Source organism: Pseudomonas sp. SED1 (assembly GCF_034044025.1).
Classification (GTDB): domain Bacteria; phylum Pseudomonadota; class Gammaproteobacteria; order Pseudomonadales; family Pseudomonadaceae; genus Aquipseudomonas.
The window spans coordinates 112,787-135,641 of the sequence record NZ_JAXCIS010000176.1 but is presented as its reverse complement, the minus strand read 5'-3'; the positions used below and the strand labels follow the sequence as shown (position 1 = coordinate 135,641).

Annotated in this window: 23 protein-coding genes; 14 read left to right on the top strand and 9 right to left on the bottom strand. The window is 60.4% G+C overall.

Features of this window, described 5'->3' with window-relative positions; translation table 11 throughout:
* Positions 1–125: 125 nt before the first annotated feature.
* From mreB to tldD, 8 genes are all read left to right on the top strand, one after another.
* Positions 126–1,163, top strand: a complete 1,038-nt coding sequence (gene mreB, locus SNL23_RS22540; RefSeq protein WP_002555108.1) for a rod shape-determining protein MreB — start codon at positions 126–128, stop codon at positions 1,161–1,163.
* 140 nt (positions 1,164–1,303) lie between these two features.
* Positions 1,304–2,413 (top strand): rod shape-determining protein MreC, encoded by a 1,110-nt coding sequence (gene mreC / locus SNL23_RS22535; RefSeq protein ID WP_167663431.1) that lies wholly within the window; start codon positions 1,304–1,306, stop codon positions 2,411–2,413.
* Positions 2,413–2,901, top strand: a complete 489-nt coding sequence (mreD, locus tag SNL23_RS22530; protein ID WP_010170623.1) for a rod shape-determining protein MreD — start codon at positions 2,413–2,415, stop codon at positions 2,899–2,901. Before mreC ends, mreD begins: the two co-directional genes overlap by 1 nt.
* 50 nt (positions 2,902–2,951) lie before the next feature.
* A complete protein-coding gene (locus SNL23_RS22525) occupies positions 2,952–3,548 on the top strand; it encodes a Maf family protein (RefSeq protein ID WP_318303558.1) in 597 nt (198 codons plus the stop codon).
* A 70-nt stretch (positions 3,549–3,618) separates the two neighbouring features.
* Positions 3,619–5,076 carry a ribonuclease G gene (gene rng / locus SNL23_RS22520; protein ID WP_076014435.1) on the top strand — a complete coding sequence of 486 codons (1,458 nt, stop codon included), beginning with the start codon at positions 3,619–3,621 and terminating at the stop codon, positions 5,074–5,076.
* Between the two features lie 76 nt (positions 5,077–5,152).
* Positions 5,153–8,968, top strand: coding sequence for a YhdP family protein (locus SNL23_RS22515; RefSeq protein WP_318303557.1), 3,816 nt, complete (start codon positions 5,153–5,155; stop codon positions 8,966–8,968).
* 48 nt (positions 8,969–9,016) lie between these two features.
* Positions 9,017–9,865, top strand: coding sequence for a carbon-nitrogen hydrolase family protein (locus SNL23_RS22510; RefSeq protein ID WP_008437218.1), 849 nt, complete (start codon positions 9,017–9,019; stop codon positions 9,863–9,865).
* Between the two features lie 16 nt (positions 9,866–9,881).
* A complete protein-coding gene (tldD, locus tag SNL23_RS22505) occupies positions 9,882–11,324 on the top strand; it encodes a metalloprotease TldD (protein WP_010170608.1) in 1,443 nt (480 codons plus the stop codon).
* Between the two features lie 45 nt (positions 11,325–11,369).
* On the opposite strand, the gene yjgA is transcribed toward tldD, so the two are convergent.
* On the bottom strand, positions 11,370–11,891 hold the full coding sequence (yjgA, locus tag SNL23_RS22500; protein ID WP_003216092.1) for a ribosome biogenesis factor YjgA: 522 nt from the start codon (positions 11,889–11,891) through the stop codon (positions 11,370–11,372).
* A gap of 108 nt (positions 11,892–11,999) precedes the next feature.
* Between yjgA and pmbA the strand changes: the two genes are divergently transcribed.
* The 6 genes from pmbA (at position 12,000) to SNL23_RS22470 (ending at position 17,269) form a co-directional block, all read left to right on the top strand.
* On the top strand, positions 12,000–13,346 hold the full coding sequence (gene pmbA, locus SNL23_RS22495) for a metalloprotease PmbA (protein ID WP_076014431.1): 1,347 nt from the start codon (positions 12,000–12,002) through the stop codon (positions 13,344–13,346).
* 149 nt (positions 13,347–13,495) lie between these two features.
* The gene (locus tag SNL23_RS22490; RefSeq protein WP_318303553.1) at positions 13,496–13,891 is read left to right on the top strand and encodes a FagA protein; all 396 of its coding nucleotides are present in this window, start codon (positions 13,496–13,498) and stop codon (positions 13,889–13,891) included.
* On the top strand, positions 13,884–15,260 hold the full coding sequence (locus tag SNL23_RS22485; RefSeq protein WP_318303552.1) for a class II fumarate hydratase: 1,377 nt from the start codon (positions 13,884–13,886) through the stop codon (positions 15,258–15,260). The genes SNL23_RS22490 and SNL23_RS22485 overlap by 8 nt, the downstream gene beginning before the upstream one ends.
* 27 nt (positions 15,261–15,287) lie before the next feature.
* Positions 15,288–15,731 (top strand): hypothetical protein, encoded by a 444-nt coding sequence (locus SNL23_RS22480; RefSeq protein ID WP_003216099.1) that lies wholly within the window; start codon positions 15,288–15,290, stop codon positions 15,729–15,731.
* A gap of 1 nt (position 15,732) precedes the next feature.
* Entirely contained in the window at positions 15,733–16,344 is a 612-nt protein-coding gene (locus tag SNL23_RS22475; RefSeq protein WP_076014428.1) for a superoxide dismutase, read from the top strand.
* 31 nt (positions 16,345–16,375) lie between these two features.
* Entirely contained in the window at positions 16,376–17,269 is an 894-nt protein-coding gene (locus tag SNL23_RS22470; RefSeq protein WP_318303549.1) for a ZIP family metal transporter, read from the top strand.
* Positions 17,270–17,307: 38 nt separating this feature from the next.
* On the opposite strand, the gene SNL23_RS22465 is transcribed toward SNL23_RS22470, so the two are convergent.
* The 8 genes from SNL23_RS22465 to lptC all read right to left on the bottom strand — a co-directional run bounded on the left by SNL23_RS22465 (position 17,308) and on the right by lptC (position 22,849).
* Positions 17,308–17,580, bottom strand: a complete 273-nt coding sequence (locus tag SNL23_RS22465) for an HPr family phosphocarrier protein (RefSeq protein ID WP_017138240.1) — start codon at positions 17,578–17,580, stop codon at positions 17,308–17,310.
* Positions 17,581–17,596: 16 nt separating this feature from the next.
* Positions 17,597–18,454, bottom strand: a complete 858-nt coding sequence (gene rapZ, locus SNL23_RS22460; protein ID WP_027604814.1) for an RNase adapter RapZ — start codon at positions 18,452–18,454, stop codon at positions 17,597–17,599.
* Positions 18,455–18,456: 2 nt separating this feature from the next.
* On the bottom strand, positions 18,457–18,921 hold the full coding sequence (ptsN, locus tag SNL23_RS22455; RefSeq protein ID WP_017477730.1) for a PTS IIA-like nitrogen regulatory protein PtsN: 465 nt from the start codon (positions 18,919–18,921) through the stop codon (positions 18,457–18,459).
* 12 nt (positions 18,922–18,933) lie between these two features.
* The gene (gene hpf, locus SNL23_RS22450) at positions 18,934–19,239 is read right to left on the bottom strand and encodes a ribosome hibernation-promoting factor, HPF/YfiA family (RefSeq protein WP_017477729.1); all 306 of its coding nucleotides are present in this window, start codon (positions 19,237–19,239) and stop codon (positions 18,934–18,936) included.
* Positions 19,240–19,314: 75 nt separating this feature from the next.
* Complete coding sequence (locus SNL23_RS22445) at positions 19,315–20,808, bottom strand: RNA polymerase factor sigma-54 (RefSeq protein ID WP_026078000.1); 1,494 nt, start codon at positions 20,806–20,808, stop codon at positions 19,315–19,317.
* A 184-nt stretch (positions 20,809–20,992) separates the two neighbouring features.
* The gene (gene lptB, locus SNL23_RS22440) at positions 20,993–21,718 is read right to left on the bottom strand and encodes an LPS export ABC transporter ATP-binding protein (RefSeq protein WP_003216119.1); all 726 of its coding nucleotides are present in this window, start codon (positions 21,716–21,718) and stop codon (positions 20,993–20,995) included.
* The gene (gene lptA, locus SNL23_RS22435; RefSeq protein WP_023659193.1) at positions 21,718–22,290 is read right to left on the bottom strand and encodes a lipopolysaccharide transport periplasmic protein LptA; all 573 of its coding nucleotides are present in this window, start codon (positions 22,288–22,290) and stop codon (positions 21,718–21,720) included. Before lptA ends, lptB begins: the two co-directional genes overlap by 1 nt.
* Positions 22,277–22,849 (bottom strand): LPS export ABC transporter periplasmic protein LptC, encoded by a 573-nt coding sequence (lptC, locus tag SNL23_RS22430; RefSeq protein ID WP_318303545.1) that lies wholly within the window; start codon positions 22,847–22,849, stop codon positions 22,277–22,279. The genes lptA and lptC overlap by 14 nt, the downstream gene beginning before the upstream one ends.
* Between the last annotated feature and the right edge of the window lie 6 nt (positions 22,850–22,855).

The following is a 22,855-nucleotide window of genomic DNA, read 5'->3' as shown; positions in this document are numbered from 1 at the left end:
CGATTGTGGGGGTTGGTGCACAGAAAGTCGGCCAATTTAGCACATTGGCGCCTTGCCCAAAATCCCTGTCGTTGTTAGAGTTTGCCGCACTTTTTTACCCACGCGTTGCCTAGGGTCCCTTTCCCATGTTCAAGAAACTGCGTGGCATGTTTTCCAGCGATCTTTCCATCGACCTGGGCACTGCCAACACCCTTATTTACGTGCGCGAGCGCGGTATCGTCCTGAATGAGCCATCGGTTGTGGCCATTCGGACCCATGGTAATCAGAAAAGTGTCGTTGCCGTGGGCACCGAGGCCAAGCGCATGCTTGGCCGAACACCGGGCAACATCGCTGCCATTCGTCCGATGAAGGATGGCGTGATTGCCGACTTCAGCGTCTGCGAGAAGATGCTGCAGTACTTTATCAACAAGGTTCACGAAAACAGCTTTCTGCAGCCCAGCCCTCGTGTGCTGATCTGCGTTCCGTGCAAGTCCACCCAGGTGGAGCGTCGTGCCATCCGTGAATCGGCCCTTGGCGCCGGTGCCCGTGAAGTGTTCCTGATCGAAGAGCCAATGGCGGCTGCGATCGGTGCCGGCCTGCCGGTTGAAGAAGCGCGCGGTTCGATGGTGGTGGATATCGGTGGTGGTACCACTGAAATCGCCCTGATTTCCCTCAATGGTGTGGTGTATGCCGAATCCGTACGGGTTGGCGGCGACCGCTTCGACGAAGCGATCATCACCTACGTGCGTCGTAACTACGGCAGCCTGATCGGCGAATCCACCGCCGAGCGCATCAAGCAGGAAATCGGTACCGCTTACCCGGGCGGCGAAGTTCGCGAAGTTGATGTTCGCGGTCGCAACCTGGCCGAAGGCGTTCCACGTGCCTTCACCCTGAACTCCAATGAAGTGCTGGAAGCTCTGCAAGAGTCCCTGGCCACCATCGTTCAGGCTGTGAAGAGCGCCCTGGAGCAATCGCCTCCGGAACTGGCTTCCGATATCGCCGAGCGTGGCCTGGTACTGACCGGTGGTGGCGCCTTGCTGCGCGACCTCGACAAGTTGCTGGCCCAGGAAACCGGTCTGCCAGTGATCGTCGCTGAAGACCCGCTGACCTGCGTCGCCCGTGGCGGTGGCCGTGCACTGGAAATGATGGATAAACACACCATGGACCTGCTCTCCAGCGAATAAGCGTTTGCTGGGTTGCCCATGTTTCGCTCACAGGCAGCACTTTGCAGTGCTGCCTGTTGGCGTTTATCTTCTTCAATCTGCATCCAGGCCGGTTTGATGCCGTATGAATAAAGAAAACATTTGCCTGGGAGGAGCGGCTTATTAAACCGCTTTTTTCCAAAGGCCCCTCATTGGGCGTGCGCCTGTTGGTGCTGGTCGTGCTATCGGTTGCGCTGATGGTGGTCGATGCCCGCTTCACACTGCTCAAGCCAGTGCGTAGCCAGATGTCGCTGGTCCTGATGCAGACTTACTGGATCACCGACCTGCCGCAGCGTCTCTATCAGGGTGTGGCCAGTCAATTTGGCAGCCGTACCGAACTGGTGGCCGAGAACGAAAAACTCAAGACCGAAAACCTGCTGTTGCAGGGGCGCATGCAAAAGCTGGCGGCCCTCACCGAGCAGAACGTTCGGCTGCGCGAGTTGCTCAATTCCTCCGCGCTGGTCAACGAGAAGGTCGAAGTGGCCGAGTTGATCGGCATGGACCCGAACCCCTTCACCCATCGCATCATCATCAACAAGGGTGAGCGCGACGGCGTGGTCCTTGGCCAGCCGGTGCTCGATGCCCGTGGCTTGATGGGCCAGGTGGTGGAGTTGATGCCATACACCTCCCGCGTCCTGTTGCTGACCGACACCACCCACAGCATTCCGGTGCAAGTTAACCGCAACGGCCTGCGGGCGATTGCCAGCGGTACGGGTAACCCGGAACGCCTGGAGCTGCGTCACGTGGCAGACACCGCCGACATCAAGGAAGGCGACCTGTTGGTGAGTTCCGGCCTGGGTCAGCGTTTCCCTGCGGGCTATCCGGTAGCGACGGTCAAGGAAGTGATCCACGATTCCGGCCAGCCGTTCGCTATCGTGCGTGCCGTGCCGACGGCTGCATTGAACCGCAGCCGTTACCTGTTGCTGGTGTTCAGCGACACCCGCACCCCGGAAGAGCGCGCCAACGAAGCCGCTCAGGCCCAGGAAGCGGAAGACAAGCAAAACGGCACGGCGCCGATCATTCCTGCGACGGTGCCAAAGCCGGCTGCACCCGCCGCCCCGGCAGTGGTTCCGGCAGCCCCGGCAACCCCGGTCGCGACTCCGGTCAAGCCTGTGGCCCATAGCGCACGCCCAGCCAAGCCTGCGGCTGCAACACCTGCCGCTGCCAAACCGCCCGCCGCCACCAAACCACCGGCTGCGGCCCCGGCAACCACTCGGCAGAGGGAAGAATAATGGCCGGTACTCATTCGCGTAACGGCTGGATTGTCTGGCTGACCTTTGCCATCGGCTTGCTGCTCAGCGTTTCGCCGCTGCCGCAATTCATGGAAATCCTGCGTCCGTTGTGGCTCGCCTTGTTGCTGGCGTTCTGGGCCCTGGCGCTGCCGCACAAGGTCGGGATGGTCACGGCCATGTGCCTGGGGCTGATGGAAGATGTGCTGTACGGCACTTTGCTCGGCCAGAACGCGCTGATCCTGACCCTGATTACCTTCCTCGTGCTGTCATTGCAGCAGCGGCTGCGCATGTTCCCGATGTGGCAGCAATGCCTGGTGATTCTGGTGATCTTCGGCCTGGCGCAGTTGGTACAGCTGTGGCTCAGTGCCTTGACCGGCAACCGCCAGCCGACCCTGGCGCTCGTATTGCCGGCGCTGGTCAGTGCGCTGTTGTGGCCCTGGATCAGTTTTGGCCTGCGTGGGTTGCGTCGTCGCTACAAAATCAATTGAATGGATCGCGAGGCTCTGCCTGGTTATCGAACCCTACAGGGAGAGTCTGCATGAATTCGCTTTACCTGGCCTCGGGCTCCCCGAGGCGACGTGAATTGCTGACACAGATCGGCGTGCCGTTCACCGTCGTCAGCGCCGCCATTGATGAAACTCCCCTCACACATGAATCGCCCGCGTCCTACGTAGAACGCTTGGCGCGCGGCAAGGCTGCGGCCGGCCGCGCGGCCCTGTCTGATGCCACTGGCGCCTGCGTGCTTGGGGCTGATACGGCGGTAATCCTCGACGGCCAAATCCTCGGCAAACCCCTGGACCAAGCCGATGCCCTGGCCATGTTGCTGGCCCTGTCTGATCGTGAACATGAAGTTTTGACTGCCATCGCCCTGATTGACGGCCAGCGTTGCGAAACGCAACTGGTCAGCAGTCGTGTGCGGTTTCGCAAAATTTCAGCGGATGAAGCCACCACTTATTGGCACAGCGGCGAACCCCAGGACAAAGCGGGCGGCTATGCTATCCAGGGCTTGGCGGCGGTGTTCGTCGCCGGGCTCAATGGCAGCTACTCCGCCGTTGTTGGCCTGCCTGTCTGCGAAACCGCAGAACTGCTGGGCCAATTCGGCATACCCTGTTGGCAAAACCTTACCGTGCGCTAAACGCCGTATTCCAGCGCCAAGCCTTAAGCGATCGGTCACTATTGTGAAAACGCCTGAACGAGACCCAGCCATGAGTGAAGAGATTCTGATCAATATCACGCCGATGGAATCGCGCGTGGCGGTGGTAGAGAACGGTGTTCTGCAAGAAGTGCACGTCGAGCGCACCCAAAAGCGCGGGATCGTCGGCAATATCTATAAAGGCAAGGTCGTGCGTGTGTTGCCGGGGATGCAGGCGGCTTTCGTTGACATCGGCCTGGACCGTGCCGCGTTTATCCACGCTTCGGAAATCTCCCTGCGCGAAGGCCCGGCGGTTGAAAGCATCAGCGCCCTGGTGCATGAAGGGCAGAGCCTGGTGGTGCAAGTCACCAAGGACCCGATTGGCTCCAAAGGCGCGCGGCTGACCACGCAACTGTCGATCCCTTCGCGCTACCTGGTGTACATGCCGCGTACTGCCCACGTTGGCATTTCCCTGAAAATCGAAGACGAAGCCGAGCGCGAGCGCCTGAAAAAGGTGGTCAGCGATTGCGTGGCGCTGGAAGGCATCAAGGAGGCCGGTGGCTTTATCCTGCGTACCGCCGCTGAAGGCGCGGGTGCCGACGAAATTCTCATGGACATCCGCTACCTGCGTCGCCTCTGGGACCAGATCGGCGCGCAGATCAAGACCATCGGCGCACCCAGCGTGATCTACGAAGACCTCGGCCTGGCCTTGCGCACCTTGCGCGACTTGGTCAGCCCAAAGATTGAGAAAATTCGCATCGACTCGCGGGAAACCTTCCAGCGCACCACGCAATTTGTTGCCGAATTGATGCCGGAAATCGCTGATCGCCTGGAACACTACCCGGGCGAGCGGCCGATTTTCGACCTGTATGGCGTCGAAGATGAAATCCAGAAAGCCCTCGAGCGCAAAGTGCCGCTCAAGTCTGGTGGCTACCTGGTGGTGGACCCGGCGGAAGCCATGAGCACCATCGACGTGAATACCGGTGCCTTTGTGGGCCATCGCAACCTCGAAGAAACCATCTTCAAGACCAACCTCGAAGCGGCCACCGCGATTGCCCGCCAGCTGCGCCTGCGCAACCTGGGCGGGATCATCATCATCGACTTCATCGACATGGAAGACGAAGAGCACCAGCGCCAGGTGTTGCGTACCCTGGAGAAGCAACTGGAGCGCGATCACGCCAAGACCAACATCATCGGTATTACCGAGCTGGGCCTGGTGCAGATGACCCGCAAGCGCACCCGCGAAAGCCTGGAGCAAGTGCTGTGCGAGCCGTGCAGCAGTTGCCAGGGGCGCGGCAAGTTGAAGACTCCGGAAACGGTTTGCTACGAGATTTTCCGGGAAATCTTACGGGAGGCACGCGCCTATCAGGCCGTGGGCTATAGAGTTCTGGCTAACCAGAAGGTGGTCGACCGCTTGCTGGATGAAGAGTCCGGCAACGTGGCCGAGCTGGAGGGGTTTATCGGGCGCACTATTCGCTTCCAGGTCGAAACCATGTATTCACAGGAACAATATGACGTGGTGCTGCTCTGATTCGCGTTAGCTCTTATCAACGAGACGGGCAGACCTTGATCTGCCGTCCGACTATTGCCTTTGAGGGTCGCCTGACATGGAGCGTCTGATACGCTTTTTTGCCGCATTGACCCGCTGGGGCCTCGGCCTGTGCGCCTTGCTGCTGGTATTGGCAGCGGTGTACGTGAGCCTTGGCCGTGAATTGACGCCGCTGGTGGCGGAGTACCGTGGCGAAATCGAAGCCAAGGCTCGCACAGCGCTGGATATGCCCCTGAGCATCGGCAGCCTGGAAGGGCGCTGGAGCGGCTTTGCCCCGGTATTGATGGCTCACGACGTGATGGTCGGCGAGGGCGCCAGCGCCCTGCGCCTGGACCAGGTACAAGTGGTGCCGGACATCTGGGCCAGCCTGCTCGCGCGCGAAGTGCGCATTGCCCACCTGGAAGTCAGCGGCCTGCAAGTCAGCGTGAAGGAAGACAAGGACGGCCATTGGGCGCTGCAAGGTCTGCCGGTGCAGGACGACCAGCCGCTTGATCCCGAACAACTGCTGACGCGCATGCAAATGGTCGGGCAGGTTTCATTGCTCGACAGCCAGGTGACGCTGCAGCCATTCGACCAGGCGCCACTGACCTTGACCTATGTCGGCGTGAGCCTGCAGACCGGCGCCAACCGCCAGCGTCTGGATGCGCGCTTGACCCTGCCCGACGGCCAGCCCCTGGCGCTGAACCTGCAGACCCGAATCCGCGCCAGCCAGTGGAAGGACGGCGAAGCCCAGGCCTACCTGAGCTTGCCCCAGAGTGACTGGGCAAAATGGATCCCGGCGAAACTGACCCAACAATGGAAGCTCACCGAGCTCAAAGCCGGCGGCGAATTCTGGCTGACCTGGGCCAAGGGCACCGTTCAAAGTGCTGCCGTGCGCCTCAACGCCCCGCAACTCACGGGCAGCTATGCCGATCGCAAGCCGACGCACATCGAGAACCTGGCGCTTACCGCGTACCTGCAACGCAGTGACAGCGGCCTCAAGGTGCTGTTTGACTCGCTGGCGATGAGCCTCGGCGACACCCGCTGGGAATCGCGCCTGCAGCTGCAGCAAACCCTGGCGACCGACAAGGCCCAGGAAGTCTGGAACCTGCAGGCCGATCGCCTCGACCTGACGCCGATCACGCCATTGCTGCACGCCTTGGCACCCTTGCCGGAAGCTGTGGCCACCACCCTGGATCATCTGAAGGCCACCGGTACGCTGCGTAACGTGCTGCTGGATTACCGTCCCCAAGACACCACCGACCAGCGCGTGAGCTTTGCAGCCAACCTCGACCGTATCGGCTTTGATGCGTACTTCGGCGCACCGGCCGCGCGCAATGTCAGCGGCAGCATCAGCGGTGACCTGGGCAAGGGTGAGTTGCGTATGGACAGCAAGGATTTCTCCTTGCACCTGTTTCCGATTTTCGCCAAGCCCTGGCAATACATCCAGGCCAATGCCCGCCTGACGTGGAAGCTGGATAAAGAAGGCTTCACCCTCATCGCGCCATACATCAAGGTGCTGGGGGAGGAGGGCAAAGTTGCAGCCGACTTCCTGATTCGCCTGCATTTCGACCATAGCCAGGAAGACTACATGGACCTGCGGGTTGGTATGGTCGATGGCGATGGCCGCTTTACTCCCAAATACCTCCCGGCCGTCTTGAGCCCGGCACTCGATGAGTGGCTGCGCACCGCGATCCTCAAGGGCGCGGTGGACGAGGGCTTCTTCCAGTACCAAGGCTCGCTGAATCACGATGCGCTGCCCGCCTCACGCAATATCAGCCTGTTCTTCAAGGTGCATGATGCCGAGCTGGCGTTCCAGCCGGGCTGGCCGCACGTCAGCAAGGTCAAGGGTGAAGTGTTTGTCGAGGAGAGCGGCGTGCGCATCCTGGCCAGCAAGGGGCAGTTACTCGATACCAAGGTCAACGACATCTACGTCAACATTCCCCATGCGCCGGAAGGCAAGGACAGTCACCTGCTGCTCACTGGCAACTTTGCCGGCGGCCTGGGCGATGGCCTGAAAATCCTTCAGGAAGCACCGATTGGTACCGCTTCGACCTTTGCCGGCTGGAAAGGCGAGGGCGATCTGCAAGGCAAGCTGGACCTGGATGTTCCCCTGGCCAAGGGCACCGATCCCAAGATTGTGGTGGACTTCAAGACCGACAAGGCTCGCCTGCAACTGGCTGAGCCGACATTGGACCTGACCCAGCTCAAGGGTGACTTCCGCTTCGACAGCGTCAAGGGGCTGAGTGGCCAGAACATCAGCGCCCAGGCCTTTGATCGTCCCATCACGGCGCAGATTTTTGCCGATGGCAAGCAAGGCGATCTCAACACCCGTGTCACTGCCAAAGGGCAGGTGACCGTCAAGCGCCTGACTGACTGGCTGAAGGTCAGCCAGCCGTTGCCGGTGTCCGGTGATATCCCCTACCAGTTGCAGCTCAACCTCGACGGCGCCGACAGCCAGTTGATGGTCAGCTCCAACCTCAAGGGCGTGGCCGTGGACCTGCCGGCACCGTTCGGCATGCCGGCGAGCCAGGGCCGTGACAGTGTGTTCCGCATGACCTTGCAGGGTAAGGAGCGCCGTTACTGGTTCGATTATGGCGAGCTGGGCAGCTTCACCTTCGCCGCTCCGGCTGACAGTTTTGCCGATGGCCGTGGCGAGCTATTCCTGGGGGACGGCGCTGCGGTGTTACCGGCGGGCAAGGGCCTGCGTATCCGCGGTGTGTTGTCGGAGCTGGATATTGATCCCTGGAAAAAACTCGTGGACCGCTACGCCGGCAACGATCCGGGTGGCAGTGCCAAGCAGCTGTTGAACGGGGCCGACTTCAAGGTCGGCAAGCTGACCGGCTTCGGCACCCAGTTTGATCAGGTCAACCTACAGCTGGATCGCAAACCCGCCGCCTGGGGCTTGCAGTTCGACAGCCAGCAGGCCAAGGGCACCGTGGGGTTACCGGACGCCAAGGGCGCGCCGATTGCGATCAACTTGCAGTACGTAAAATTGCCTGCGGTGGATCCGACGGTGCAGGCGGACGAAAATGCGCCGGACCCGTTGGCTGATGTTGATCCCAAGGATATTCCGGCACTGGATATCGCGATCAACCAGTTGTTCCAGGGGCCAGACCTGGTGGGTGCCTGGTCGTTGAAAGTGCGGCCGACGGCCAAAGGCATGGCATTCAACAGCCTCAATCTGGGCCTCAAGGGCATGTTGCTCCAGGGCGCCGGCGGTTGGGAGGGCGCTCCCGGGGCCAGCAACAGTTGGTACAAGGGCCGCCTGGACGGCAAGAACATTGGGGACGTGCTCAAGGGCTGGGGGTTTGCACCGAGCGTGACCAGTGAAGAGTTTCATGTGGACGTGGACGGCCGCTGGCCAGGCTCGCCGGCCTGGGTCGGTCCAAAACGCTTCTCCGGCAGCCTGGATGCAAGCTTTCGCAAAGGCCAATTCGTCGAAGTGGATGGTGGTGCCCAGGCGCTGCGAGTGTTTGGTTTGCTGAACTTCAACTCGATCGGTCGCCGGCTGCGCCTGGACTTCTCGGACTTGCTCGGCAAAGGCTTGAGTTATGACCGGGTCAAGGGCTTGCTGGCGGCCAGTAATGGCGTGTTTGTGACCCGTGAGCCGATCACCATGACCGGCCCGTCGAGCAACCTCGAGATCAACGGCACCCTGGACCTGGTGGCTGATCGTGTCGATGCCAAGCTGCTGGTGACGCTGCCGGTCACCAACAACCTGCCGATTGCCGCGCTGATCGTCGGCGCGCCGGCCATTGGCGGTGCGCTGTTCCTGATCGACAAGCTGATTGGCGACCGTGTTTCGCGTTTCGCCAGCGTGCAGTACAAGGTAGAAGGCCCGTGGAAGGACCCGAAAATCACCTTCGACAAGCCATTTGAAAAGCCAAACTGAGTACCTGTGGAGTAGCATGGCCTCATGCCTTTTCTGGAGTGTAGGCCCATGTCCTTTGCGGTAATCCAAATGGTCAGCCAAAGCGATGTGCTGGCCAACTTGGCCCAGGCCCGGCGCCTGCTGGAGCAAGCGGCGGCGGGTGGTGCAAGGCTTGCGGTACTCCCGGAAAACTTCGCCGCCATGGGCCGTCGCGATGTGGCCGATATCGGTCGCGCCGAGGCCTTGGGCGAAGGTCCTATCCTGCCATGGTTGAAACAGACCGCCCGCGACCTCACCTTATGGATAGTGGCCGGCACTTTGCCGCTGCCTCCAAAGGATCAACCCAACGCCAAGTCCAATGCCTGCTCGTTGCTGATCGATGATCAGGGCGAAATCGTTGCCCGTTACGACAAGCTGCACCTGTTTGATGTCGACGTGGCCGATGCCCGGGGTCGTTATCGTGAATCCGATGACTATGCTCATGGTAGCCAGGTGGTGGTGGCGGATACGCCAGTCGGCCGTCTGGGGCTGACAGTGTGTTACGACTTGCGCTTCCCGGAGCTGTACAGCGAATTGCGCGCGGCGGGTGCCGAACTGATCACCGCGCCCTCGGCCTTTACGGCGGTAACGGGGGCTGCGCACTGGGACGTGCTGATCCGTGCCCGGGCCATTGAGACCCAGTGCTACCTGCTGGCGGCCGCCCAGGGTGGCGTGCATCCGGGGCCCCGGGAAACCTTCGGGCATGCAGCGATCATCGACCCTTGGGGGCGCGTGCTGGCACAACAGGATCAAGGCGAAGCGGTGTTGTTGGCCGAGCGCGATAGCAGTGAACAGGCGTCGATACGGACGCGCATGCCGGTGGCGGGCCACCGGCGCTTTTTCTCGCAGGGCGCGCAGCGACCTGCTTCAGAACGATGAATTTAAGGCCAAACCTATGAGCGAGTTGTTGTCCTCAGTCAGTGAACATCTCCTGGCGCCCGGTGGCGTGACCATCGAAAGCTTGCAAACGGTCCTCGGTGATCTGGCCGGGCCAGGCATCGATGCTGCCGACCTGTATTTCCAGGGGCAGATTTCCGAGTCTTGGGCCCTGGAAGACGGGATCGTCAAGGAAGGCAGTTTCAACCTCGACCAAGGTGTGGGCGTGCGTGCGCAGTCCGGTGAAAAAACCGGTTTTGCCTACAGCAACGCCATCACCCTTGAAGCCCTGGGCCTGGCGGCTCGCGCGGCGCGTTCGATCTCCCGCGCCGGCCAAAACGGTACGGTGCAGGCGTTCAGCACCCAGGACGTGGCCCAGTTGTATGCGCCGGATAACCCTCTGGAAGTGATCAGCCGCGCCGAAAAGGTCGAGCTGCTCAAGCGTGTAGACGCCGCGACCCGCGCCTTGGACCCGCGTATCCAGCAAGTCACCGTAAGCATGGCCGGCGTGTGGGAACGCATTCTCGTGGCCTCCACCGATGGCGGCCTGGCGGCGGATGTGCGGCCGCTGGTGCGTTTCAATGTCAGCGTGATCGTTGAACAGAACGGCCGCCGCGAGCGCGGTGGCCATGGCGGCGGCGGGCGTACCGACTACCGTTATTTCCTCACCGAAGACCGCGCCATGGGTTATGCCCGTGAAGCGCTGCGCCAGGCGCTGGTTAACCTGGAAGCGATCCCCGCGCCGGCCGGTACGTTGCCGGTGGTGCTGGGGTCCGGCTGGTCCGGCGTGCTGCTGCATGAAGCTGTGGGCCACGGCCTGGAAGGTGACTTCAACCGCAAGGGCAGTTCCGCCTACAGCGGGCGCATGGGCGAGATGGTTGCGTCCAAGCTCTGCACCATCGTCGATGACGGCACCCTGGCCGGGCGTCGTGGTTCGCTGAGCGTCGATGACGAAGGCACCCCGACCGAGTGCACCACACTGATCGAAAACGGTGTGCTCAAGGGCTACATGCAAGACAAGCTCAACGCCCGCCTGATGGGCGTGGCCCGCACCGGTAACGGTCGTCGCGAGTCCTATGCGCACTTGCCGATGCCGCGCATGACCAATACGTACATGCTCGGTGGCGAAAGCGACCCGGCCGAAATCATCGCCTCGGTGAAACGCGGTATCTACTGCGCCAACCTCGGTGGTGGGCAGGTGGACATCACCAGCGGCAAGTTCGTGTTTTCCACCAGCGAGGCGTACTTGATCGAAGACGGCAAGATCACCGCGCCGGTCAAAGGGGCAACGTTGATTGGCAACGGCCCTGAAGCCATGAGCAAGGTGTCGATGGTCGGTAACGACCTGTCGCTGGACAGCGGTGTGGGGACGTGCGGGAAAGATGGCCAGTCGGTGCCGGTGGGTGTCGGCCAGCCAACCTTGAAAATTGATGCGATCACCGTGGGTGGCACGGGGTCGTAAGAACGGGAGCTTCGGGTGGCGAAGGTCGCCACCCGGGGAAGAGGGTCAGCGCAGGCCGCGTTGACTATCGTCCAGCTCACGGATGTATTTGAAGATTTTTCGGCTGGAGGCCGGTGGCTTGCTTTGCGCCAGTTCGTGCTGGGCCTGACGGATCAGGGAGCGCAATTGTTGGCGATCGGCATCCGGGTACTCGATGACGAACTTCTCCAATACCGCGTCATCGCCGGCGATCAAGCGATCACGCCAGCGTTCCAGGTTATGGAAACGCTCGTTGTACTGGCGAGTGGAGGCATCGAGTTGATCGAGCAAAGTCAGAATGGCGTCAGTGTCCTGGTCGCGCATCAGTTTGCCGATAAACATGAGGTGCCGTTTACGCGCGATATTCGCGGTGTGCTTGGGCGCATCGTTCAGAGCCCGGCGCAGGGCGTCGGTCAATGGCAGTTTTGCACACAAGTCAGGCTTGAGTGTTGTAAGGCGCTCGCCGAGGTCAACCAGAGCATGCAGCTCGCGTTTGACCTGAGATTTGCTTTTCTCCCCATCGAGGGAGTCGTCGTAAGAATCAACCATGGTGGCAGTCCGCAAAGAAACGCCGCCATGATAACCAGTCGGGGGCCGCTTGTCCGGCCCGGTCGCTAGAAGGCCTTAACCGAAAGCAGAATTTGAGTGGAGAAAACCATGAGTGCAACCCAAAGCGTCGGTCCGCAAGCGTTACCGGCACTGCAGGAACAAGTCGAGCAGATCATTGCCGAGGCCAAGCGCCAGGGGGCCAGTGCCTGTGAAGTGGCGGTGTCCCTGGAGCAGGGGTTGTCGACATCGGTACGCCAGCGGGAAGTGGAAACCGTTGAGTTCAACCGCGACCAGGGGTTTGGCATCACCTTGTACGTGGGCCAGCGCAAAGGCTCGGCCAGCACCTCCGCCAGTGGCCCGGAAGCGATTCGCGAAACCGTCGCTGCCGCACTGGCGATTGCCAAGCACACGTCTGAAGATGAAAGCTCGGGCCTGGCAGATGCAGCCCTGATGGCTCGGGACTTGAAGGATTTTGACCTGTTTCATGCCTGGGACATCACCCCGGAGCAGGCGATTGAACAGGCACTGACCTGTGAAGCGGCGGCATTTGATGCCGACAGCCGGATCAAAAATGCCGATGGCACCACCTTGAGCACCCATCAGGGTTGCCGCGTGTATGGCAACAGCCACGGCTTCATCGGCGGTTATGCCTCGACGCGTCACAGCCTGAGCTGCGTGATGATCGCCGAAGCCAATGGCCAGATGCAGCGTGATTACTGGTACGACGTGAACCGCCAGGGCGATTTGCTGGCGGACCCGGTGAGTATCGGCCAGCGTGCCGCGCAACGTGCTGCCAGCCGCCTCGGCGCACGCCCGGTACCGACCTGTGAAGTGCCGGTGTTGTTCTCGGCGGAACTGGCCGGCGGTTTGTTCGGCAGTTTCCTGGGGGCGATTTCCGGCGGCAACCTGTACCGCAAGTCGTCGTTCCTCGAGGGTGCGATTGGCCAGAAGCTGTTCCCGGAATGGCTGACCATCGATGAGCGCCCGCACCTGATGCGCGCCATGGGTAGCTCGTCGTTTGACGGTGATGGCCTGGCGACCTATGCCAAGCCGTTCGTCGAGAACGGTGAGTTGGTGTCCTACGTGCTGGGTACTTACGCCGGTCGCAAGCTCGGCCTGCCAAGCACCGCCAACTCCGGCGGCGTGCACAACCTGTTCATCACCCATGGCGATGAAGACCAGGCGGCGCTGCTGCGGCGCATGGGGCGTGGCTTGCTGGTCACCGAGTTGATGGGCCATGGCTTGAACATGGTTACGGGCGACTACTCTCGTGGCGCGGCGGGTTTCTGGGTAGAAAACGGCGAGATTCAGTTCGCGGTGCAGGAAGTGACCATCGCCGGCAATATGCGCGACATGTTCAAGCAGATTGTCGCAGTGGGTAATGACCTGGAACTGCGCAGCAACATCCGCACCGGTTCGGTGTTGATCGAGAAGATGACCGTCGCCGGCAGCTAACCCGCCGAAAGACGCTGTAAAAAAGGCGCGCCATCCATTGGATGACGCGCCTTTTTTTGTGCCTGGAATTCCGAGGGATTTGTTCAGGCTCTTGTTTTGATTCTCAATATCATTTAATAATAAATATCATTACCGAGTGAGTGTGGATCATGAGTTCTGTCCTGCATGAGGATCCCTACCTGGAAAGCTGGCGTTGGATGAGTCGTCAGATTCGCTGCGGCCTTGATCCCGACGAGCCCCGCCTGATCGAACATTACCTGGCCGAAGGCCGGTACCTCGCCTGTTGCACCGCGACCCACCCGTGGACTATCGGCGAAACCTCATTCCGCCTGCTGCTCGACACCGCCTCCGACATCGCCTTGCCCTGGCACTGGCGGTCCATGTGCCTGGACCAGGCCTGGCGCCCGTTGCGCGACCTGGAAAAACTTTCCCACTGTGCCTGCCGCCTCAAGCGCTGGCAGAGCTTTGCCTGGCAATTGGCGACCTGCGAATTGCTGCCGTCCATTTCTGTTTCTGACCTGGTGCAAGGATCTTCCGATGAGTAACACCCGTATCGAACGTGACAGCATGGGCGAACTGCAAGTGCCCGCCGAGGCCTTGTATGGCGCGCAAACCCAGCGTGCGGTGAACAACTTTCCCATCAGCCACCAGCGCATGCCGGCGCAGTTCATTCGTGCGCTGATCCTGGCCAAGGCTGCGGCGGCCAAGGCTAACGTTGAGCTGCAACAACTGAGCGAAGCCCAAGGCAAGGCCATCGTCGATGCTGCCCAAGGCTTGCTGGAAGGTGACTTCATGCAGCACTTCCCGGTGGATATCTTCCAGACCGGCTCTGGCACCAGTTCCAACATGAACGCCAACGAAGTGATTGCGACCCTCGCCAGCCGCTTGCTGGGGGAGCCGGTCAACCCCAACGATCACGTCAACTGCGGCCAGAGCAGCAACGACATCATCCCGACCACCATTCACGTCAGCGCGGCGCTGGTGTTGCATGAGCAAACCCTCCCGGCACTGCTGCACCTGGTACAGGTGATCGAACACAAGGCTGAAGAGGTGCACCGCTTCGTCAAGACCGGGCGCACTCACCTGATGGACGCCATGCCGGTGCGCATGAGCCAGGTGCTCAACGGCTGGGCCCAACAGCTCAAGGCCAATATCGGCCATCTGCAAGACCTGCTGCCAAGTTTGCAGGCGCTGGCCCAGGGTGGCACTGCCGTCGGCACCGGGATCAATGCGCATCCGGAGTTTGCGGCGCGCTTCAGCCAGCAACTGAGCAGTTTGACCCGGGTCCAGTTCACACCAGGCAAGAATCTGTTTGCCCTGATTGGCTCCCAGGACACCGCCGTCGCGGTCTCCGGGCAGCTCAAGACCACCGCCGTGTCCTTGATGAAAATCGCCAACGACCTGCGCTGGATGAACTCCGGCCCATTAGCCGGTCTCGGTGAAATCGAGCTGGAAGGACTGCAACCGGGCTCCTCGATCATGCCCGGCAAGGTCAATCCGGTGATCCCGGAAGCCACCGCCATGGTTGCCGCACAAGTCATCGGCAATGACACGGTGATCACCATCGCCGGCCAGTCCGGCAACTTCGAACTCAACGTGATGCTGCCGATCATTGCCCAGAACCTGCTCAGCAGCCTGGAATTGCTGGCCAACTCCAGCCGCCTGCTGGCCGACAAGGCCATTGCCAGCTTCAAGGTCAACGAAGCCAAGCTCAAGGAAGCGCTGTCACGCAACCCGATCCTGGTGACCGCACTCAACCCGATCATCGGTTACCAAAAGGCCGCCGAAATCGCCAAGAAGGCCTATCAACAAGGCCGCCCGGTGATTGACGTGGCGCTCGAACACACCGACTTGCCCCGCAGCCAACTGGAAATCCTGCTGGATCCGGAAAAGCTCACGGCTGGCGGCGTGTAATCACCGACCCTGCTTTGGAGGTTCACCATGGAGCACTGGAAACGCACGATCGAACGGGCCAATCGCTGCTTTATGGCGGGTGAGCTGGTAGATGCCCGCGAGGCCTATCTGCAAGCCCTGGCCCTGGCTCAAGTGTTGTTTGAGCGCTGGGCGGACGCCGACGAAGCGGTGGCGGCTTGCGTCATTTCCCATCACAACCTGGCCGACCTGCACCTGCGCCTGAACCAGCCGGAAGAAAGCGCGGAATACCTCTGCGCCATTCACCAGCGCCTGTTGCAGACCATGCAGGACACCCGCCTGAACCCGCTATTGCGGGAAGCGGCATTGCGCCAGAGCAGCAAGACCTACGTCGAACTGCTGAATTTCATCAGCGATCACGGTGAGTACCCACGTACCCACCGCCTGCTGGGCAGCAACGTGGCGCCATCGGATGCGTCGACCCGCAACAGCCCTTTTTATGGAGCTCATTGATATGTCCTACACCTTGCCGGCCCTGCCTTACGCCTACGATGCCCTTGAACCGCATATCGACGCGCAAACCATGGAGATCCACTACACCAAGCACCACCAGACCTACATCAACAACCTCAACGCGGCCGTCGAAGGCACCGAGTTTGCCGGTTGGCCTGTAGAGAAACTGGTGTCCAGTGTGCAGCAACTGCCGGAAAAGCTCCGGGCGGCGGTGATCAACCAGGGTGGCGGTCACGCCAACCATTCGTTGTTCTGGGCCGTTATGTCGCCCAAGGGCGGCGGCAAACCGGACGGTGCGCTGGGCAAAGCCATCGACGAGCAGTTGGGTGGTTTCGACGCCTTCAAAGAGGCGTTCACCAAAGCCGCCTTGACCCGTTTCGGCAGTGGCTGGGCGTGGTTGAGCGTTACCCCGCAAAAGACCTTGGTGGTGGAAAGCAGCGGCAACCAGGACAGCCCGCTGATGAACGGCAACACGCCAATCCTCGGCCTGGACGTCTGGGAGCACGCTTATTACCTGCTGTATCAAAACCGCCGCCCGGAATACATCAATGCGTTCTACAGCGTTATCAATTGGCCTGAAGTTGCCGGACGCTACCAGGCTGCGCTGGGCTGAAACTCCTCTATAACAAGATCTAAGGCCGACTATGGGCACTGAAACACTGGCGATCAGCAGCGTGCGAATGTTTCGCTATGCGTTTGGCTCGCTGCTGCTATTGGCAGGAACTGCATTGCTGGTGGCCCAAGGGCTGGCCTGGCTGGACCTGGAACCCCGCATCCTGCGAGCCTTGGAGGGAGGCGCCATTTGCGCGCTTGGCACTGCCTTGGGCGCCGTGCCGGTACTGGTGATTCGCCGGATGCCATTGGCGGTGAATGACACGCTGCTCGGTTTCGGTGCCGGGGTGATGCTGGCGGCGACCGCGTTTTCGCTGATCGTGCCGGGTATCGCGTCGGCTGAAAGCCTGGGGCTGACGCCTTGGGCTGCCAGCGGCTTGATCAGTTTCGGCATCATGCTGGGCGCATTCGGGTTGTATCTGGTGGATCGCAAGGTCTCCGGCGCCAGCCCGGAAATGCTGGTGGGGAGCCCGGAGCATCCGGTGATACCACCGCGCATCTGGCTCTTTGTGTTCGCCATCATTGCCCACAACATTCCCGAAGGCATGGCGGTGGGGGTCTCGGCGGGCGGTGGTATGCCTGACGCTGACAGCTTGGCCATGGGCATTGCCTTGCAGGATGTGCCGGAAGGTCTGGTGATTGCGTTGGTGTTGGCCGGCGCGGGGATGTCGCGGGTCAAGGCGTTCCTGATCGGCGCGGCGTCAGGCTTGGTGGAGCCGGTGTTTGCGGTGCTGTGTGCCTGGCTGGTAAGCCTGGCGGAGGTGCTGTTGCCGTTGGGGCTGGCACTGGCGGCGGGGGCGATGCTGCTGGTGGTGACTCACGAAGTCATTCCCGAGTCGCGGCGCAATGGCCATGACAAACTCGCCAGCTTGGGGCTGTGTATCGGGTTCTGCTTGATGATGGTGATGGATACAGCATTGGGGTGAAGCCGCATCCGGCTTCACTCGGTCACATGAAGGCGGGTTTACTCGCCTTCATCGAAGTAGTTATTGATCAACTTCACCAGCGCATCCATCGCTTCCTGCTCTTGCTCGCCTTCGGTCTTCAGATGAATCTTCGTGCCCTTGCCCGCAGCCAGCATCATCATGGCCATGATGCTTTTGCCGTCGACCATGGATTCGGGGGTGCGTCCCGCGCGAATCTGGCAAGGGAATTGCCCGGCGACGCCGACGAACTTGGCCGAGGCCCGGGCGTGCAGGCCCAGCTTGTTGATGATTTCAATTTCCAGAGCGGGCATCGCGGAGGTGTTCCTTTCAGCTGAGGTCGCGGTGGCGAACCTGGACGTTCTTGAGGGTTTGTTGCAGCACCTGGCCCAGGCGTTCGGTCAGGTAGACGGAACGGTGGTGGCCGCCGGTGCAGCCAATGGCGATGGTGACATAAGCCCGATTGCTCGCCGCAAAACGCGGCAGCCACTTGAGCAGGTAGCTGGAGATGTCCTGGAACATTTCCTCCACATCCGGTTGCGCCGCCAGGTAATCGGCCACCGGTTGGTCCAGCCCGGACTGATCGCGCAGTTCCGGCTTCCAGTACGGGTTGGGCAGGCAGCGCACATCAAACACCAGGTCGGCATCCACCGGCATGCCGCGCTTGAAGCCAAACGACTCCACCAGGAAAGCGGTGCCCGGCTCCGGCTGATTCAGCAGGCGCAGCTTGATCGCATCCCGCAGTTGATACAGGTTCAGGCTGGTGGTGTTGATCTTGAGGTCGGCCAGGTCAATGATCGGCCCCAGCAGCTTGGTCTCGTCCTCAATGGCTTCGGCCAGCGAACGATGCGGGCTGCTCAGCGGGTGGCGTCGACGGGTTTCGGAGAAGCGCTTGAGCAGCGTCTCTTCATCGGCGTCCAGGTACAGCACATCACAATGAATGTGCTTGGCCCGCACTTCTTCGAGCAGCTCCGGGAAGCGGGTGAGGTGGCTGGGCAGGTTGCGGGCGTCGATCGATACGGCGACCAGCGGTTGCGCCAGCTCAGTGTGAATCAGTGCGCGTTCCGCCAGTTCCGGCAGCAGGCCAGCGGGCAGGTTGTCGATGCAATAGAAGCCGTTGTCCTCAAGGACATTGAGAGCCGTGCTTTTACCTGAGCCGGAACGGCCGCTGACGATGATCAAACGCATGATTACTGCCCGTTTTGTTCATCCAGAACAACCTGATAGAGCGCCTCATTGCTGGGGGCACTGCGCAGTTTGTCGCGTACTTCTTTGCGGTCGAGCATGCTGGCGATCTGCCGAAGCAGTTCCAGGTGCGCATCGGTGGCGGCTTGCGGGACCAGCAGTACAAACAGCAGGTCAACCGGGGCGCCGTCGATGGCGTCGAAATCGATAGGGGCGTCCAGGTGCAGCAGGGCGCTGACTGGAGACTCACAGCCTTGCAGGCGGCAGTGAGGAATGGCGATGCCGTTGCCAAAGCCGGTCGAGCCGAGCTTTTCACGGGCAATCAGGGCCTCGTACACAGCTTGCGTATCCATTTCGGGCACTTCGCGGCCGATCAGGTTGGCAATTTGTTCGAGGGCGCGCTTTTTACTGCCGCCCGGCACGTTCACGAGGGAACGGCCGGGGGTCAGGATGGTTTCAAGTCGGATCATGGGTGGGGAGTGTTAGCGGCCAGTGCCTTGAAGAAGGCTCTGCTGCTTTTCCTTATGCTTTTTAAGTTGGCGGTCAAGCTTGTCTGTGAGCAAGTCGATTGATGCATACATGTCTTCATGTTCGGCATTGGCGACCACTTCGCCACCAGGTATCTGAAGTGTCGCTTCGATTTTCTGCTGAAGCTTGTCGACCTTCATGATGACCTGCACGTTGGTGATCTTGTCGAAATGGCCCTCAAGCTTCCTCAGCTTCAGCTCGACGTATTCGCGCAATGGAGGGGTGACTTCTACATGGTGTCCACTGATGTTGACTTGCATACAGCTTCTCCTTCGTTGCCAGTGCATAAAGCGACGGGTAGGAATACCCGCCACTGGAACGCTATGGCCCGCCCGTCACATCAAACGTTTACGCTCGCTGGAAGGCGCGATCCCAAGGGACTCGCGGTACTTGGCGACGGTTCGACGGGCGACCTGAATGCCTTGTGCCTCCAGTAAACCAGCGATCTTGCTGTCACTCAACGGCTTTTTCTGATTTTCCGCGGCAACCAGTTTTTTGATGATCGCGCGGATCGCCGTGGACGAGCATTCGCCGCCTTCGGAGGTGCTGACGTGGCTGGAGAAAAAGTATTTCAGTTCATAAATACCCCGTGGGGTATGCATGAATTTTTGCGTGGTCACCCGGGAAATCGTTGATTCGTGCATGCCCACCGCCTCGGCGATGTCGTGCAGTACCAGCGGCTTCATCGCCTCATCGCCGTATTCCAGGAAGCCGCGCTGGTGCTCGACGATCTGGGTGGCGACTTTCATCAGGGTTTCGTTGCGGCTTTGCAGGCTCTTGATGAACCAGCGGGCTTCCTGCAATTGGTTGCGCATGAAGGTGTTGTCGGCGCTGGTGTCGGCGCGGCGTACAAAACCTGCGTATTGCGGGTTGACCCGCAGGCGCGGCACCGATTCCTGGTTCAGCTCCACCAACCAGCGTTCGTTGTCCTTGCGCACGATGACGTCGGGCACGACGTATTCGGCTTCGCTGGACTCGATCTGCGAGCCCGGGCGCGGATTGAGGCTCTGCACCAGCTCGATGATCTGGCGCAGGTCATCTTCCTTGAGCTTCATACGGCGCATCAGCTGGCTATAGTCGCGGCTGCCCAGCAGGTCGATGTAGTCGGTAACCAGGCGCTGCGCTTCGGCGAGCCAAGGGGTCTTGGCCGGCAATTGGCGCAGTTGCAGCAATAGGCACTCGCTGAGGGTGCGTGCGCCGATGCCGGCTGGCTCGAATTGCTGGATGCGGTGCAGGACGGCTTCGATTTCGTCCAGTTCGATGTCCAGTTCCGGGTCGAAGGCCTCGAGGATCTCCTCAAGGGTCTCGTCCAGGTAGCCCTGATTGTTGATGCAATCGATCAGGGTCACGGCGATCAGGCGATCGGTGTCGGACATCGGGGCCAGGTTCAGTTGCCAGAGCAAATGGCTCTGCAGGCTCTCGCCGGCGGACGTGCGGGTGGTGAAATCCCACTCGTCATCATCGTTGCTCGGCAGGCTGCTGGCGCTGGTCTGGTAGACGTCTTCCCAGGCGGTGTCCACGGGAAGCTCGTTGGGAATGCGTTCGTTCCATTCGCCTTCCTCAAGGTTATCCACCGTGGGGGCGGTTTCCTGGTAGGAGGGTTCCTGTACGTCGGGATTGGGTTTTTGCTCGATGTTGTCGGCCAGCGGGTCTGCATTATCGAAGTCGTCGCCTTCTTCCTGGCGTTCGAGCATCGGATTGGACTCCAGGGCCTCCTGGATTTCCTGTTGCAGGTCCAGGGTCGACAATTGGAGCAGGCGGATGGCCTGTTGCAGCTGAGGTGTCATCGTCAGCTGCTGGCCCATTCTCAGGACTAGCGATGGTTTCATGGCAGGGGCTTAACACCTTATTCGCCGGCGCAATGCGCCATCCACGACAGGGCGCGTGAGCGCCAAACATAAGCAAATTATATGCCTGATATCGGGGGCTTTGCCTAGAGCGCGGTAACAATAAAAATAATGAGGTTTTTATTGACTACCGCACTCCATGGCGAATGGCCTGATACCACCGTGTTTACAGGCGGAACTCGTGACCCAGATACACTTCCTTGACCAGTTCGTTGGCCAGGATAGTGGCGGAGTCACCTTCGGCAATCAGCTGTCCATCGTTCACGATATACGCGGTTTCGCAGATATCGAGGGTCTCGCGGACGTTGTGGTCGGTGATCAATACACCGATGCCCTTGGCCTTGAGGTGATGGATGATCTGCTTGATGTCACCGACCGAGATCGGGTCGACACCGGCGAAAGGTTCGTCCAGCAGGATGAACTTCGGCGCAGTGGCCAGGGCGCGGGCGATTTCCACACGACGACGCTCGCCGCCGGAAAGGCTCATGCCGAGGTTGTCGCGAATGTGGTTGATGTGGAATTCCTGCAACAGGCTTTCCAGCTCTTTCTTGCGCCCGGCGCGGTCGAGTTCCTTGCGGGTCTCGAGGATGGCCATGATGTTGTCGGAAACCGACAGCTTGCGGAAGATCGATGCTTCCTGGGGAAGATAGCCGATACCCGCCTGTGCACGACCGTGCATAGGCTGGTGGCTTACGTCCAGGTCGTCGATCAGGACGCGGCCTTGATCGGCCTGTACCAGGCCGACGATCATGTAGAAGCAGGTGGTCTTGCCGGCACCGTTGGGGCCGAGCAAGCCGACGATCTGCCCGCTGTCGATCGACAGGCTGACATCGCGCACGACCTGACGGCTTTTATAGGCCTTGGCCAGATGCTGGGCTTTCAGGGTTGCCATTAATTCGCCTTCTTCGCGTCAGGTTTCGGCGCCGGCTGGGCTGCGCCCGGTTTCTGCTTCGGCTGGATAACCATGTCGATACGCGGCTTCGGCGTGCTGATTTTCGAACCGGTGGCACGACCGGCCTGGGCAATCTGCTTCACCGTGTCGTAGACGATTTTTTCGCCGTCGGTGGTGTTGCCGTCATTGATGACGCGGGCCTGGTCGATCAGCACGATACGGTTTTGCTGGGCGTGGTACTGGATCGTCTTGCCGTAGCCTTTGACCGGAGTAGGGTCGCCGACTTTCTGCAGTTGTTCGAAGTACGCCAGGTTGCCGACCGAAGTGACCACGTCGATATCGCCTGCCGGGGTGCGAGTCAGTGTCACGGTATTACCCGTCACTTTCATCGAGCCTTGGGTGATGATCACGCTGCCGGTGTAGGTCGCGATACCTTGCTTGTCATCCAGCTGCGCATCGTCAGCCTGAATGTGGATCGGTTGCTGGCTATCGTTCGGCAGAGCCCAGGCGCTCACGCTTCCCAGTGCTGCGCCCAGGCCGAGCAAAATAGGGAGGGTTTTAACGAGCCTCATACTGTCCTCTTACGTTCGATAGCAGGTGTATCCTGCTTTCTTTCAAATACGCTTTCATTCCCTTGCCAGTCGATACACCGCCAGCGCCGTCAATTCTAACGTCTTGCTCGGTCTGCGCATATTGCTTCTGTGGGAATACGGTCATGCGACTGCTGGTAATAATGGTGGCGCGGTCCTTGGCGTCGGTACGGGCTACGCGAACCGAGTCAATCAATTCCACTTGGGTGCCGTCCGGGTTGACTTCGCCACGCTCGCTGGTGACGTGCCACGGAAATTCGGCACCGCGATACAGGTTCATGTCCGGCTTGGTCAATAAGGTGACCTCGGATGCCTTCAAGTGTTCGACCTTGTCGGAGGTCATTTCATACTGAACCTTGCCATCCGGCAGGTACTGAGTGCTGTGGGCGTTGATGGCGTAATAGTCGATAGCGCTCTCGTCAACCTGTGCAACAGGCTTGTCGAGGAAGCGCTCCGGGCTGATATTCCAGTAACCGACCGCGAGAAATACGGCGGCGATGATGGCAAATATCAGGAAATTGCGAATCTTTTTACTCAGCATAAAACG